Consider the following 13,405-nt stretch of genomic DNA (forward strand, 5'->3'; position numbering starts at 1 on the left):
CTATAACGATCGTCCGCACGAAGGGTTGGCGCTGTTCACACCTGCCGACCTCTTCCATGACCGCGTGCCCACCGTTGCCGCCGTCCGCCAGCAGGCGCTCACCGAGCACTACACACGCCACCCCGAGCGCTACGTCAAAGGCGCGCCCACCGTCGCCCTGCCGCCCGCCGCCGTGCACATCAACCCCGACCTCGCCATGCATGCCTCGCAACTGCTGGCTACCTCCGGCGCACTGACCATCGTCCCCACCCCGGTCGACACCGGGCTACCCGAAGTTGTTACATAGAAATCTCGCAACGAGTGTTGGGAAAGTGTTGACACGTTCCGCCGGAAGGTGTCTTCGAAGCCCATCAGTCGTGCGCATTCGCGAGGCGTAAGGCGCCGGGGATTCTTCTTCGAGCCCTGCGACACCAGGATTTCGGAGCCGTCCTTGTAGTACCGGGCGGACAGCGTACGAGTCGTGTCCTTGCCTGTAACAAGACCGAACCCGAAGCCATTGCCCTTTTCACGGTGCTTGGCAGCGTAGTTCTGAAGATAGGCCCATAGCTTGTCGGTCAGGGTGTAGTTGGGCGTGACTTTGCCTTGCTTTCCTTCCAGACAGTTCCACTCAGCCGGTTCGGAGCCGTCCTGCTTGTGCAGGATGCTGGCGAGCTTCGGCGCCGTCTCGAAATCGGGGAGTTCCAGTCCATCCCAGTCAAAGCCGACATCCTCGCGGAAGCCGACGATGATGATGCGCTCCCGATGCTGCGGGACGAAATGCTTTCCGTTGATGACCTTCGAGGTCACCGTGTAGCCAAGTTCATTGGTGAGCACGTCGATGATGGTCGAGAACGTACGCCCCTTGTCGTGACTGACCAGGTTCTTCACGTTCTCCAGGAGGAAGGCCTTTGGGCGTTTCTCGGCGATGATGCGCGCCACGTCGAAGAACAGCGTGCCCTGTGTCTTGTCGGAGAAGCCGTGCGGTCGACCCAGCGCGTTCTTCTTCGAGACGCCAGCGATCGAGAACGGCTGACACGGAAAACCCGCCAGCAGTACATCGTGATCCGGAACATCCTTTTCGTGCACCGCGGTAATGTCCCCCGCGAACACATGACCCGGGCCGTCATGGAAGTTCGCCGCGTAGGTCTTGCGCGCGTAGGCGTCCCATTCGCTGGTGAACACGCAGCGGCCGCCCTGCTTATCAAAAGCGGTGCGCATGCCGCCGATACCGGCGAACAGGTCGATGAAGGTGAAGTCGGCTGGAGCGTCGCTTTCCAGCCCCTGCAGCGGCAGGAGTCTCTGGCGGATCGCGTCACTCACGTAGGGAGGCGGATCGGTTTCCCGGGTGTGCCATCGACGTACGGTGCGAGCATCCACTCCAAGGGCCATCGCGATCTCGCGGGGGCTGTAGCGCTCAAGGGCGTAGTCGATCAGGGCGTGGGTATCCATTCGGCACTCCGGGAGATATGGGGGCATGTTGTCCATTTTTGTCCCGTGGGGGAAGGGGGGTCGGTCAATAAGACGGGATCAGCCGCTCACGGGCTGAGATTCGGGGCATGGAATGCGAGCGGCCCGTAGGGTGATTGGGGGATAGGAGCCACGTGTGAAGCGGGCCGGGTCGCCACTGAGTCGAGATCGTTCGGCGTCGAGGGGGATCCGCTCACCGCTGAGTAAGGGAGCTATGCCCTTGGCCGGAAGACACTCATGCATGATTCGGATCGGCTCATCGTTGAGCCGGAAGCACTCAAGCGTGACCCGGCGCCACTCATCGCTGAGCCAATTCGGCTCTCCCACGAGCCCAGTCGCCTCACCACCCAGCAAAAAAGCCTGACAGACAAGCCACCCCGGCTCATCCATCAGGCTCCGTGTCTCAACGCCACCAGAATCTAGCAGCATCAGTCACTTACGCACGCCTTACACGGCCGGAACCGGCTCCGCCCGACGCGGGGCCTTGGCAAAGCGGGCCGACAGGGCCTCGCGGGCGCTCTTCAGGGCCTCGTTCTTGCCCGACACCTTCAGCAGGCCGTAGCCCTCCAGCGCCACGCTGAGGATGTCGCTGCCCAGCGCGGTCTCGGTGTCCTCGGCGCGCTCCAGCAGCTGCTGCAGTTGCAGCAGGCGGGGGCGGAGTGCGTCGAGGGCGCTGAGGTCGGCCTGCGCCTCGGCCAGGCCCAGGTTGGGCGGAACGATCTGCGGGTTGGCGGTCAGCACGGACAGCGTCTGCCGGCAGAAGGGCTCGGACTTGTCGCCCATCTTGAACAGTTCGCGCCGTTGATCCGGGGTCAGCGCGACCATGCGCGTGAACAGGCCGCGCAGGGTGGCGAGGGCGTTGTCCATCTGCGCCAGCTCTTCGGGGGTGTAGGTGATCGATACAACGTTCTGCATTGGCTATTCCTTACATCCATTAGCAAGTCCGGGTGTGTCCGGACGGTCCATGCTCCGCCGCGTTCCGTGCGGTCGGTGGGTGTCGCCGTGCCGCGGGGCGGCGGGGGAGCGGCGGGAGTGTGGCAGAGGGGCACCCGCGGTGGCCAGCGTTATTCGCCTGCGGGCAGTTCGTTCGGGAAATGTGGACAAGAGGAATCCCCAAAAGGCCGTAGCAAGCCCCGGCTGCAACCGATCTGATAATTTGCTATTAATTGAAATGAAATTAATAACAAACTGATAGAAGGGTGCCCGATGAAGCTGCCCGTTACCGCCCCCCAACTGGAAGAGCTGCTGGTGCCGGGCCGCGTCGCCTTGCCAGCCATCCTGGGTCGCGGGATAGGCCCGGAGATCGACGGGGTCTACGAGCACTGGGACCATCTGCGTCACCTCACCCCGCCCGATGGCCTGGATGCCACCGCGTGGTGGGCTGCCATCAAGCTCGCCCGCAGCGTGCTGGCGCGCGCGTTGCCGTTCCATGACAAGCACGGAACGCCGTTCGCGGTGTCCGTCACCGGGACCATGCAGCGCAAGCTGCACTTTCTGGACCGCGAAGCATCGGGGGTCATCCTGGGGGCGGATCAGGATGACGACGCCTCCATCCGGAGGCGCCACCTCGCCCGCTCGCTTATCGAAGAGGCCATGACGTCCTCGCAGTTGGAGGGCGCCTCGACCACCCGTCGCGTAGCCAAGGAGATGCTCAGCACCGGCCGCCCCCCGCGCGACCGCAGCGAGCAGATGATCTACAACAACTACGCCACGATGCAGTCGCTGGGTGGGCTGCGCGACCGTCCGTTGACCGTGGACTTGATCCTGGAGATCCACCGCCGCCTGATGCGCGATGCCATTGATGAGGCGGACCAGGCCGGGAGGCTGCGTACCGCCGAGGACAACGTCATCGTCCAGGACCGCGGCGATCCGACCATCGTCCTGCACGTCCCTCCACCGGCCGCCGAACTGCCGGCACGGCTGCAGGCCCTGTGTGACTTCGCCAACGATGACAACGAAGGCGAGTTCCTGCATCCCATCGTCCGTGCCATCGCCATTCATTTCATGGTGGGGTATGACCACCCGTTCTGCGACGGCAATGGCCGCATCGCGCGCGCGTTGTTTTACTGGTCGATGCTGCGCTCCGGTTACTGGTTGAGCGAGTTCGTGTCCATCTCCAGCGTGTTGAAGAAGGCCCAGGGCAAGTATGTCCGTGCCCACCTGTACACCGAAAGTGACGGTGCGGATGTGAGTTACTTTGTCGCCCACCAGCTGGACGTGGTCATTGATGCCGTCAACAGCCTGCGCGCCTATCTGGCCCGCAAGGGGCGTGAGCGTCGGCAGGCCGAGAGCTTGTTGAGGCCTGCATCGCGCCTGGGGGCGGCGCTCAACCATCGCCAGCGCGCGTTGTTGCTGCATGCCGTTGCACATCCGGACAGCGACTACAGCATTGCGGGCCACCAGGCCGCGCATCGTGTCACCTATGCCACCGCACGCTCGGACCTGCTGGGTCTGGTGAAGCTGAAACTGCTGCGAAAGCGGCAGCTGGGCAAGGCGTTTTCGTTCCGGCCGGTGGCGGATCTTGCGCAGCGGCTTGAGCGGTAGGAATGTGTTCCTTTGGTTTTTCCAACACCTCAGATCGGTATACCTGACGCCCCATCCGCACCGAGGACCCACCATGGCCACCCACGCATCCGACAAGCTCGCGGTACTGATCGACGCCGACAACGCGCAGCCCAAGCTGGCGCACGAGTTGTTGAACGAGATCTCGCGCTACGGCACCGCCACGGTGAAGCGCGCCTACGGCGACTGGACTACGCAGCACATGAACTCGTGGAAGGAAGTGCTCAACACCCTCGCCATCCAGCCGGTGCAGCAGTTCGCCTACACCAGCGGCAAGAACGCCACCGACTCGGCGTTGATCATCGACGCAATGGACCTGCTGCACACCGGCAACCTGGACGGCTTCTGCCTGGTTTCGTCCGACAGCGACTTCACCCGTCTGGCCACGCGCATCCGCGAGGCCGGGCTGCTGGTCTATGGGTTCGGCGAGAAGAAGACACCGCAGGCCTTCGTCGCGGCCTGCGACAAGTTCATCTACACCGAGATCCTGCGCCCGGAGGCCGTGGCCAAGGGCGAGACCGTGCAGGAAGTGGAGCCGCTGAAGCCGCTGCTGCAGGCGGCGGTGGACGCCACCGCGCGCGACAACGGCTGGTCACCGCTGTCGACGGTGGGCTCCATGCTGGTCAAGCAGAGTCCGTCGTTCGACCCACGCAACTACGGTTTTTCAAAACTCAGCGAGCTGGTGCGCAACCAGTCCTGGTTGCAGATCAAGGAGGAGCCCGTCACGCCCGGGGCCAGCAACGTGCATGTGTACGTGCGGCCGAAGGGCAAGGCCAAGGGCAAGCAGGCAGCGGGGGCCTAGAACATCCCCAGCGCGTTGGGCGAGTCCTCGGGCACTTCCTGCCCCAGGTCCCACAGCTCCACGATCTTGTCGCCGGCAAAGCGCGCGATGTGCACCACCGCGTACTCCTGGCCTTCGGCGCGGCCCAGGTGCGAGAGCACGGCCACGCGGTCCTCGCCTTCGATCACCTGCTTGATGTCGAAGGCCTTGTTGGGCTCCATCTGCGCGCTCTGCTCCATCGCCAGCAGCAGCGATTCGCGGTCGCCGGGGTACCACGCGTTGTGGTGGGTGAAATCCGGCGCCACGTGACGCTCGTAGGCGGCGCGCACGTCGCCGCGCGCGCACATCTGCAGGAACTCGGTGGCGATGGCGCGCTTGCTGGGGATGTTCATCGCGGGCTCCTGTGGCGGGGTGGTCAGGGCGCGGTGGCGGCCGTGTCCGCGCGCAGCCGGCTAAGTTCGCGGGTGAACCAGGTGCGGCTTTCCACGGTGGGCGCGCCGCTGCAGCGCACGCGGTAGGGCTTGTCGGTCATGCTGCTCCTGCTCGCGGCCAGTTCGATGAAGCGCTCGGTGGAGGTCACCGCGCCCTTCTTCAGCAGGTAGTCGTACTTGCGCCGCAGGTGCGCGCTGGCGGCGATGGCGTCGTGCCACGAGCTGTTGCGCTGGAACTGGCAACCGGAGTGTTCCAGTGCTGTGAACAGCTGGCCAATCTCGCGTGTCACCCGGGCCGAAGGCGCCTGCGCGGCCGCCACGGACAACACCAGCAACAGCAGCAGGGGCAGGGCGCGTTTCATGCGGTGCGACGATAGCACCGGTGCGTGAATACCGGCGCAATGCAGCAACGTGGGAACGCGCACTGCACAGTCCTGGCTGTCGCAGGCTGCTTAATGCCCCAGCGCCCCCGCCAACGCCCGCAACAGCGCGGCGCCATCGCCGTGCCACGCGCTGCCGTGCATGCAGGCCAGCGTGGTCGGTTGGGCCTGCGCCAGTTTCTCCAGCAGCGTGCCGGTCTGCGGGCAGTGGGCGAAGTAGTCCATCGGCTGGCGGAACGCCTCGCTGGGGCCGAGGATGTCGGCGTCGGTCAGCGCCGGCTCGCCGCGACCGGGCTGGGTGAACAGGTCGCCGCACAGCAGGGTGCCGCTGGTCTCTTCCATCAGGAAGCCGCAGTCCCAGCCGTGCGGCAGGTGCGGTGCGTCGAACCAGCGCACGCGGTGGCGGCCTAGGGTGAGTACTTCGCCGTCGGCCAACGCACGCGGTGCGCGGTCGGCGAGGTCATTGATCGACACCATCGCCGCCACCGTGCCGCACAACGGCGCCGACTGCGGAGCGGCCGACAGCCAGAGGTTGAGTGCGCCGCACTCATCGGCTTCGACATGCGAGAACGCGATGTGCCGCAGCCGCGCCGTGGGCAGGACACTGGCGACCGCCTCGTTCACCAGCGGGAACAACTGGCGCAGGCCGGCGTGGAACAGCAGCGGTTCGTCATCGTCGATCAGGTACTGGTTGAACGAGAATGCGAGGTCACCGGGCAATGCCATCGGCGTGTTGATCCGGTAGATGCCCGCGGCGATCTCGTGGACGTTGGTGCCCGACTGCGCGTTGGTGATGCCCATGTCAGATCCGGGAGGCCGCCAGCGTCACGTCGGCGTGCTGCCAGGCCTTGGCCCGCTCCTGTTCGACGGTGGCTGCTTCGCGGCTGCGGCCCTGTGCCTTCAGGCTTTGCTCCAGTCCTTGCAGCGACCAGCCATTGCCGGGGTTGCGCAGCAGTTCCTCGCGGTAGACCGCTTCGGCCTCGGTCGGACGTTTGGCGGCCAGCAGCGCTGCACCGAGCGAATGGCGTACCGGAGCGTGCCAGCCGGGGGGCTCGTCGTAGGGAATGCGGTCCTCGATGGCGACGGCTTCGCGCAGGGCGGCGATCGCGCCGGCGTGGTCGCCCTTGGCAGTGGCCACTTCGGCGGTGAGGCTGCGCTCGGCGATCCTGGCCGAATAGCTGAGCGGGTAGCGGTCCCACATGGTCATGCTGTCCATCACCGGATCGGCGGCGAGCGGACGCAGCGCGGCGAGGTGCTTGGCGGCGTCATCCAGGCGGTGCTGCCGTGCCGCCGCCGTGCCCTGTGCGTAGTGCCAGATCGCGGTGACGTAGGGCAGGTCGCTGGCCGGATTGGGCGCAGCGGTGATTTCGTCCCATCGGCCAAAACGCACCCGGTCGAACCACGGCGACATCCAGTAGTGCTGCAGGCTGGCAAAACCCGGTTGGCGCATCAGGTCGGGCAGGTTGGTGCGCTCGGCGGTCTTCAACGCGGCGATGCGCGCGACCTTGCTGTTGCCTTCCATGCTGGATGCGAACCAGAGGAAGTGGTGGTTGTGCGGCACGTAGCCCAGTGGGTACACGCCGCGTGTGTTGCCGCTGCATAGGGCCAGGTAGGCGTCGTCGGCCTCGATCGCGCGCAGGTTGGCCAGCACCGCGTCATGCCAGCGGCCCACGCGCGCGTAGATGTGCGCGGGCATGTGCACCAGGTGGCCGGAGCCGGGGATCAGGGTGCGCAGGCGGTCGGCGGCGTCCGCGCCACGCTGCGGGTTGGCCGAAGCTTCCACCGCATGCACGTACAGGTGCAGCGCGCCGGGGTGGTCGGGGCTGCGCGCCATCACCGATTCCAGCGTGGACACGACTTCGGCGGTGTGGCCCTTGGGTTGGCGGTTCTCGTCGTAGTAGTCCCACGGCTGCAGGTCCATCAGTGCCTCGGCGTGGAAGGTGGCGGCGTCCAGGTCGTCGGGGCGCTGGCGCATCAGCTCGCGGGTGGCGGCGGCGTAGGCTTCGTCGAGCGGGCGGCGGTTCTCCGGGGGATTGGCGGCGTAGCGGGCGGACAGTGCGGTGATGAAGGCCTGTTCGCGGGCACTGGCGCGCGGCGCGAGGGTGCGCGCCTTCTGCAGCCGGCTCCATGCGCTGGCGTTGTTCTTCGGGTCCATGCCAGCGTTGACGTGCGGACCCAGCACCAGTGACGCGCCCCACCAGCACATCGCGCACTGCGGGTCGAGCTGGGTGGCCTTCAGAAAGGCGCGCTCGGCGGCGTCGTGGTTGAAACCGTAAGTGAGCATCAGGCCCTGGTCGAACCAGCGCTGCACCTCAGGGTGGCTGCTGGTGACGGCGAAATGGTGGTTGCCCAGGCCGTCGAGCAGGTGCGTGCCCAGTGCGGCTTCGGGCGGTGAGACGGGCTGCGCCGCGACCGAAGCGCCATCGCGCGGACCCATGCAGGCGGTGGCGAGCGCCGTCGCAACGGCGAGCAATGCGAGATGGTGGGACCGGAACATGGGCGTACTCCACGTACAGCCCCCTGCAGCCTGCTTTTACCGCGGTGCAGGTTATGTCGGTGTCATGGCGACGGTTCCGGTCCGCAGGTGGGCGTGCCCGTGGGCCCTGTTCAGTGCAACGACGGCGGACCCAGCTGCGCCATCAGGGCGCGGTAGCGCGGCAGGTGGCGCAGGCTGGCCAGGTCATCGTCATTCTCGATCCATTCGGGGAAGCCTTCGCCGGTGTCGATGGTGCGCTCCAGCAGGTCCAACGCGGTGTCGGGGTCGCCGGCCAATGCATGGAAGCAGGCGGCGTTGTACAGCGTGCCGTAGTCGTTGGGGCGGATGGCCAGCGCGGTTTCGATGCTGCGGCGGCCGGCTTCGGGCTGGCCGAGGTGCAGTTGCATGATCGCAGACATGTAGTAGGCGCGCGCGTTCTCCGGTTGCAGCTCGATCTGGTGCTGGGCCACGTCCAGCACGGTCCGGGCCAGCTGCCGGGCGCGCTCGGGCTGGCCGGCGCCATACGCGGCGCCGACCGCGATCGACAGCGCCTGGAACTCGTCCGGCCGGACGCGATGCGCGGCCTCCAGCAGGTCGATGGCGCGCTCGACGCGGCCGTTGGCGAAGCAGTGCCGGCCGAAGTAGTAGTAGGCCTCGTACAGCTTCGGATCGAGCTGGATGGCGCGCTCGAAGGCGGCGACGGCGGCGTCGTGCTCGCCGGCCAGCGACAGCACGTGAGCATGGGCGACCTGGCATTCGGCCAGGTCCGGCGCCAGCGCCAGTGCGCGGCGGCTGGCGGCGAGCGCTTCGTCCAGCACGTCCTCGCGCTGGGCCAGTCGCCACAGCAGCAGTTCGGTGAGGGCGTCGGCCAGGCCGGCGTGGGCCTGCGCATAGTCGGGGTCAAGCTCGATCGCGCGGCGGAACATCTGCGGCGCGAGGTGCCAGGCCGCGTTGCTGGTGTGGCTTTCCAGCTGCCGGCCACGCAGGTAGTACTCGTAGGCGCGCATGTCGTGCGGCGCGTGGCGGGTGAAGTCGATCTCCGTGGGCGTGGTGAGCGACACGCGCAATGCGGCGACCACGCTGCGTGCGATCTCCTCCTGGATGGCGAAGATGTCTTCCAGCTTGCGGTCGAAGTTCTGCGACCACAGGTGGTAGCCGTTGCTGGCGTCGATCAGTTGCGCGGTCACGCGCACGCGGTCGCCGGACTTGCGCACGCTGCCTTCCATGATCGCGGCCACGTTGAGCTGGCGGCCGATCTCGCGCGCATCGATGGCGCTGTCGCGGAACCGGAACGAGGAGGTGCGCGAGGCCACCTGCAGGCCGGGAATGCGGGTCAGCCCGCCGGTGATCTCTTCGGCCAGACCATCGCAGAAGTAGTCCTGGTCGCGCGCTTCGCTGAGGTCGGCGAAGGGCAGGATCGCGACCGAGGCCGGTGGCGGATTGGCGCGCACATCCGCGGGCGGGCAGCACGTTGCGTCGGGAATCGGCGTGGGAAGTGGCGTCGTGGTCGATGTCCCTGCCGTGGATGCAGGCGGACCTGCCGCGGGTGTGCCTTCCACCGCCGCGATGAAGCGGTAGCCCAGCGCGTGCACGGTCTGGATGTAGCGCGGATGCTCGGCGTCGTCGCCCAGCGCGCGGCGCAACTGGGCGATGCTGCGGTTGAGCACGCCGGGGGTGACGTGGCGATGGCCCCAGACCGCATCCAGCAATTCGTCACGGCTGCGCAGCGCGCCGGCATGCGCGAGCAGTTCGCCCAGCACGTCGAACGCCTTGGGCTCCAGTGCGACCGGTACGCCGCCCCGGCGCAACTCGTGGCCGACCGGGTCCAGGCGGAAGTCGCCGAATTCATAGGGCATCGGTGAGCCTGCCACTGTGCGCGCCTCCGGACTCAAGCCTCGTCCACCGGCGGTTGCCGTGCCGTGAAGGCGGCATCAACGCGTGCATGGGTGCGGTGGAGGGCCGGCACCGTTCTCCCGCTCAGGCACCGGACACGCCCAACGTGCCGCCACCGGCGTCCACTTCGGTGATGGTGCCCAGCCGGTGCGACTCGCGCGCGCGCTCGATGGTCTCGTCGATATGCTCGCGGTGCGGGTGGTCCTGCCAGTGCGCGACCTTGTGGATGTCGGACCGTGGATGCTGGCGCACCACGTCGGCGTCCTGGATCCACTTCCAGTCGCCGGGCATGAAATCGTTGTGCTCGGCGAAGTTGCGCGCGGAGGCAAGGCTGTGGGCGTAGATCAGGTTCATGGCGGTGACCCGTGGGCACTGCGTGGGCGAAGGCATCCCTTGAAGAATGTGACGCAAAGCGCCCGGGGATCGGGACGCGGGGCAAGGAAGCCCGGTGCAATCAACCGGTGGCTGAACGGAACTTTCACAGCCTGGAAAAAGCCATCGCCTGTTCAGCTTCGCGGCCTTAGCTTCGATCCCACGAGCCGCCGCCGGGTGGCCACCACGAGGAGTTCCACCATGAAGCGCACCCTTGGTTCGATCCTGGCCCTGTCGCTGCTGATGTCCGGGGTGGCCGCTGCGGCCGGCCACGATGACGACCGCCGCGGTGATCGCGACCGCGACCGCCACGGCCATTACGACCGTGACCGCGATGGTGGCCGTTACGGTTATTACCACCGCGATCGCGATGACGACCGCTACGAGCGTCGCCGTTGGGACGACCGTCGTGGCGGCTACTACCGACATGACAATGGCCGCCACCTGGGCCACTACAAGCACCGCGACCCGCACTACGTGGCCTACCGCCGCGGCGAGTACATCCGCCCCGACTACCGCGGCTACTACGTGCGCGACTACCGCGATTACGGCCTGTACGCGCCGCCGCGCAACCATGAGTGGCGCCGCATGGACGACCGCTACGTGCTGGTGTCGATCGCCACCGGCATCATCTCGGCGGTGATCCTCAACTCGCTGTAAGCCACGGCGTTAGTGGAACACGAAGCCCCGGCCCGGTGCCGGGGCTTTTTCATGGGTCGGTGGCTGCACGGTGGGTACGATCTGGCACACGCCCGGCAGCAGGGTGTAGTCGCACAGGGCCTCGGTGCCGCGGTGCGCATCCACGCCGAACAGCGACAGCAGCAGGTACAGCAGGGCGAGCAGGGTGTTCATGGGGCACCTCTCACATGTGCTTGAACAGCGCCATGTACGGCGCGCTGACGGTCAATGTTTCCGGCCGCGCCTTCAGGCGCACGGTGCCGCGGCCACTGTCGTCGCGGGTGATGCCGGCGATGGCCTTGAGGTTGACGATGGTGGAGCGGTGGATCTGCTTGAAGCGCGCGGCGTCGAGCATGCCCAGCAGGTCCTTGATCGGCGTGCGCAGCAGCGCTTCGCCGTCGGCGGTGACCACGGTGGTGTACTTGTTGTCGGCGCGGAAGTAGGCCACGTCATCCACCAGGATCAGCTGCGTTTCGCGGCCGTTGCTGGCGGTGAGCCAGGTCAGCGGCGGGGTAGTGGGTGCTGCCGCTGGTGCGGCGCCCAGGCGGGCCAGCAGCGCGGCCAGCGTGGCGGCCTCGTTGTTGCCGGTGCGCGCCTGCAGGCGCTGCACGGTGGCCGCCAGACGTTCCGCGGTGATCGGCTTCAGCAGGTAGTCCACCGCGCCGCGTTCGAAGGCGTCGATGGCGTACTGGTCGTACGCGGTGGCGAACACGATCTGGGTGCGCGGGCTGGTCTCGGCTGCGGCGGCGGCCACGTCCAGGCCGGTGAGGCCGGGCATGCGGATGTCGAGGAAGGCGACGTCGGGCGTGTGTTCGGCGAGTGCTTCCAGCGCGCTGGCGCCGTCTTCGCACTCGGCCACGATGCGCAGTTGCGGCCAGGTGGCATGCAGCCGTTCGACCAGCGCGTTGCGCAGCAGCGTTTCGTCCTCGGCGACGATCGCGGTGGGATGGTCAGCCATGGTGGTCACCCGCGTCGGTGGCGGCCGGGCCGATGGCCGGTGGCAGGGAGGCGTCGTCCGCACGGATGGCAGGCGGTGTGGTGGCATCGGGCGGGAAAATGCCGGACGGTGTGGCGGGGCCGGTGGATGGAGCATGGCCGGAGGGCGTGTCCAGTGCCGCCGGCACGCTGATCGTGGCCGCCACGCCCGTGGGGAAGTTGGCCACCACCGCCAGCGATGCGTTGCCGCCGAACATCAGCCGCAGCCGCTCGCGCACGTTCTTCAGTCCAATGCCGGTGCCGCCGGTGGTGGTGTTGAAGCCGTTGCCGTCGTCGGCCACGGTGATGGCCACGGTGCCGTCGGTGGCGCGCGCGCGGATCCACACGGTACCGCCGGCGGTGCGCGGTTCCAGTCCGTGCTTGATCGCGTTTTCCACCAGCGTCTGCAGCATCATCGCGGGCATCGGCGTGGCGCGCAGGGACTCGGGCACGTCCACCTGCACGGTGAGGCGGTGGCCCATGCGGATCTTGAGGATTTCAAGATAGGCCACTGCGCGTTCCAGTTCGTCGCCCAGCGTGGAGGGCGTGTCCTGGGTGCGCGGCAGCGAGCGGCGCAGGTACTGGATCAGGTGGCCGAGCATCTGCTCGGCGCGCGCGGGGTCGCTGCGGGTCAGCAGTTGCGCACTCGCGAGTGTGTTGTAGAGGAAGTGCGGCTCCACCTGCGCGTGCAGCAGGCTGAGCTTGGCCTGGGTCAGCTCCTTCTCCACCTGGGTCTGCGCGGCGGCGGCCTTCTCGCCGCGCCGATGCTCGGCCACGCGGCGGCTGATGGCGCGGGCGATCGCTTCGGCGTTCTCGTAGTTGGTGCCGTCATCGACCAGGAACCAGTCGGTCCATGCGGGCGTTTCCGGCTCGCAGATCAGCGTGACGCTGCCCGTCGCGGGGTTGGGCGTGACCGTGGCCAGGATCTGGTTGCGCGGGATGCCGAACCACAGCAGCGGGTTGTACTTGCCCAGCGGGTGGTGCGCGTAGCTCTGCGCGCGGGTGACCTTGGCGGTGATCTGCAGGCTGTCGCGCGCGCTTTCCACCTGCTCGATGCGCGGCAGTTCACGGATGGCCGCTTCCAGCAGGTCGAAGGCTTCGCCGGCTTCCAGCGGAATCTCGATCTGCCGGCGCTGGCGGTTGTCGAGCACGCCATCGTCAATGTGGCCGGCGATCAGCTTCACCCGCCCCAGGTGCGACAGTGCACCGGCGACCACCAGCGCCATGGTCAGCATGGCGGCAATGGCGAACAGCCAGTCCAGGCGGCCGATGATCGGCAACGATTCCAGGGTGCCCACCGCCACCATCGTGGCGATGAACCAGGCCAGGGCAATGCGCAGGACGAACAGAATGCTCTTGAACACGGGAGGGCGACCGGATGGATTGCCGCGGAGCATAGCCCCCGCCGCCG

Annotated in this window: 14 protein-coding genes; 3 read left to right on the top strand and 11 right to left on the bottom strand. The window is 67.2% G+C overall.

Annotation, left to right across the window (positions count from 1 at the left end; all coding sequences use genetic code 11):
* Positions 1 to 129 precede the first annotated feature (129 nt).
* Complete coding sequence (dcm, locus tag IP93_RS08925) at positions 130 to 1,428, bottom strand: DNA (cytosine-5-)-methyltransferase (protein ID WP_144814689.1); 1,299 nt, start codon at positions 1,426 to 1,428, stop codon at positions 130 to 132.
* A 465-nt stretch (positions 1,429 to 1,893) separates the two neighbouring features.
* A complete protein-coding gene (locus IP93_RS08930; protein WP_144814692.1) occupies positions 1,894 to 2,361 on the bottom strand; it encodes a hypothetical protein in 468 nt (155 codons plus the stop codon).
* A gap of 291 nt (positions 2,362 to 2,652) precedes the next feature.
* Here IP93_RS08930 and IP93_RS08935 point away from each other — a divergent pair, with 291 nt between their 5' ends.
* Positions 2,653 to 3,990 carry a Fic family protein gene (locus tag IP93_RS08935; RefSeq protein ID WP_144814694.1) on the top strand — a complete coding sequence of 446 codons (1,338 nt, stop codon included), beginning with the start codon at positions 2,653 to 2,655 and terminating at the stop codon, positions 3,988 to 3,990.
* A 73-nt stretch (positions 3,991 to 4,063) separates the two neighbouring features.
* Positions 4,064 to 4,810 carry an NYN domain-containing protein gene (locus tag IP93_RS08940; RefSeq protein ID WP_144814697.1) on the top strand — a complete coding sequence of 249 codons (747 nt, stop codon included), beginning with the start codon at positions 4,064 to 4,066 and terminating at the stop codon, positions 4,808 to 4,810.
* Here IP93_RS08940 and IP93_RS08945 read toward each other — a convergent pair.
* The 6 genes from IP93_RS08945 to IP93_RS08970 form a co-directional block, all read right to left on the bottom strand.
* The gene (locus tag IP93_RS08945) at positions 4,807 to 5,181 is read right to left on the bottom strand and encodes a nuclear transport factor 2 family protein (RefSeq protein ID WP_144814700.1); all 375 of its coding nucleotides are present in this window, start codon (positions 5,179 to 5,181) and stop codon (positions 4,807 to 4,809) included. The genes IP93_RS08940 and IP93_RS08945 overlap by 4 nt on opposite strands.
* A gap of 23 nt (positions 5,182 to 5,204) precedes the next feature.
* Positions 5,205 to 5,582 (bottom strand): YfeK family protein, encoded by a 378-nt coding sequence (locus IP93_RS08950; protein ID WP_144814701.1) that lies wholly within the window; start codon positions 5,580 to 5,582, stop codon positions 5,205 to 5,207.
* A 90-nt stretch (positions 5,583 to 5,672) separates the two neighbouring features.
* Positions 5,673 to 6,401, bottom strand: a complete 729-nt coding sequence (locus tag IP93_RS08955; RefSeq protein WP_144814704.1) for an oxygen-binding di-iron domain-containing protein — start codon at positions 6,399 to 6,401, stop codon at positions 5,673 to 5,675.
* A 1-nt stretch (position 6,402) separates the two neighbouring features.
* Positions 6,403 to 8,097 carry a hypothetical protein gene (locus IP93_RS15630; protein WP_158636315.1) on the bottom strand — a complete coding sequence of 565 codons (1,695 nt, stop codon included), beginning with the start codon at positions 8,095 to 8,097 and terminating at the stop codon, positions 6,403 to 6,405.
* Positions 8,098 to 8,207: 110 nt separating this feature from the next.
* Positions 8,208 to 9,932, bottom strand: a complete 1,725-nt coding sequence (locus IP93_RS08965; RefSeq protein WP_144814706.1) for a TPR end-of-group domain-containing protein — start codon at positions 9,930 to 9,932, stop codon at positions 8,208 to 8,210.
* 121 nt (positions 9,933 to 10,053) lie between these two features.
* A complete protein-coding gene (locus tag IP93_RS08970; RefSeq protein WP_144814709.1) occupies positions 10,054 to 10,323 on the bottom strand; it encodes a hypothetical protein in 270 nt (89 codons plus the stop codon).
* 219 nt (positions 10,324 to 10,542) lie between these two features.
* Between IP93_RS08970 and IP93_RS08975 the strand changes: the two genes are divergently transcribed.
* Positions 10,543 to 11,001 carry an RcnB family protein gene (locus tag IP93_RS08975; RefSeq protein ID WP_144814712.1) on the top strand — a complete coding sequence of 153 codons (459 nt, stop codon included), beginning with the start codon at positions 10,543 to 10,545 and terminating at the stop codon, positions 10,999 to 11,001.
* A 9-nt stretch (positions 11,002 to 11,010) separates the two neighbouring features.
* On the opposite strand, the gene IP93_RS08980 is transcribed toward IP93_RS08975, so the two are convergent.
* From IP93_RS08980 to IP93_RS08990, 3 genes are read right to left on the bottom strand one after another with little or no spacing between them, the layout of a single operon-like run.
* On the bottom strand, positions 11,011 to 11,193 hold the full coding sequence (locus tag IP93_RS08980; protein WP_144814715.1) for a hypothetical protein: 183 nt from the start codon (positions 11,191 to 11,193) through the stop codon (positions 11,011 to 11,013).
* 10 nt (positions 11,194 to 11,203) lie between these two features.
* Positions 11,204 to 11,977, bottom strand: a complete 774-nt coding sequence (locus tag IP93_RS08985) for a LytR/AlgR family response regulator transcription factor (RefSeq protein ID WP_144814717.1) — start codon at positions 11,975 to 11,977, stop codon at positions 11,204 to 11,206.
* Positions 11,970 to 13,391, bottom strand: coding sequence for a histidine kinase (locus IP93_RS08990; RefSeq protein WP_144814720.1), 1,422 nt, complete (start codon positions 13,389 to 13,391; stop codon positions 11,970 to 11,972). Before IP93_RS08990 ends, IP93_RS08985 begins: the two co-directional genes overlap by 8 nt.
* Between the last annotated feature and the right edge of the window lie 14 nt (positions 13,392 to 13,405).

Source organism: Aerolutibacter ruishenii, assembly GCF_007830115.1.
GTDB classification, from domain to species: Bacteria; Pseudomonadota; Gammaproteobacteria; order Xanthomonadales; family Xanthomonadaceae; genus Aerolutibacter; species Aerolutibacter ruishenii.

Bases quoted from the DNA above. Each gene is read 5' to 3' on its own strand.
- IP93_RS08990 (WP_144814720.1), bottom strand. From the start codon at position 13,391: ATGCTCCGCGGCAATCCATCCGGTCGCCCTCCCGTGTTCAAGAGCATT.
- IP93_RS08980 (WP_144814715.1), bottom strand. From the start codon at position 11,193: ATGAACACCCTGCTCGCCCTGCTGTACCTGCTGCTGTCGCTGTTCGGC.
- IP93_RS08940 (WP_144814697.1), top strand. From the start codon at position 4,064: ATGGCCACCCACGCATCCGACAAGCTCGCGGTACTGATCGACGCCGAC.
- IP93_RS08950 (WP_144814701.1), bottom strand. From the start codon at position 5,582: ATGAAACGCGCCCTGCCCCTGCTGCTGTTGCTGGTGTTGTCCGTGGCG.
- IP93_RS08985 (WP_144814717.1), bottom strand. From the start codon at position 11,977: ATGGCTGACCATCCCACCGCGATCGTCGCCGAGGACGAAACGCTGCTG.
- IP93_RS08975 (WP_144814712.1), top strand. From the start codon at position 10,543: ATGAAGCGCACCCTTGGTTCGATCCTGGCCCTGTCGCTGCTGATGTCC.
- IP93_RS08930 (WP_144814692.1), bottom strand. From the start codon at position 2,361: ATGCAGAACGTTGTATCGATCACCTACACCCCCGAAGAGCTGGCGCAG.
- IP93_RS08945 (WP_144814700.1), bottom strand. From the start codon at position 5,181: ATGAACATCCCCAGCAAGCGCGCCATCGCCACCGAGTTCCTGCAGATG.
- dcm (WP_144814689.1), bottom strand. From the start codon at position 1,428: ATGGATACCCACGCCCTGATCGACTACGCCCTTGAGCGCTACAGCCCC.
- IP93_RS08955 (WP_144814704.1), bottom strand. From the start codon at position 6,401: ATGGGCATCACCAACGCGCAGTCGGGCACCAACGTCCACGAGATCGCC.
- IP93_RS08935 (WP_144814694.1), top strand. From the start codon at position 2,653: ATGAAGCTGCCCGTTACCGCCCCCCAACTGGAAGAGCTGCTGGTGCCG.
- IP93_RS08965 (WP_144814706.1), bottom strand. From the start codon at position 9,932: ATGCCCTATGAATTCGGCGACTTCCGCCTGGACCCGGTCGGCCACGAG.
- IP93_RS15630 (WP_158636315.1), bottom strand. From the start codon at position 8,097: ATGTTCCGGTCCCACCATCTCGCATTGCTCGCCGTTGCGACGGCGCTC.
- IP93_RS08970 (WP_144814709.1), bottom strand. From the start codon at position 10,323: ATGAACCTGATCTACGCCCACAGCCTTGCCTCCGCGCGCAACTTCGCC.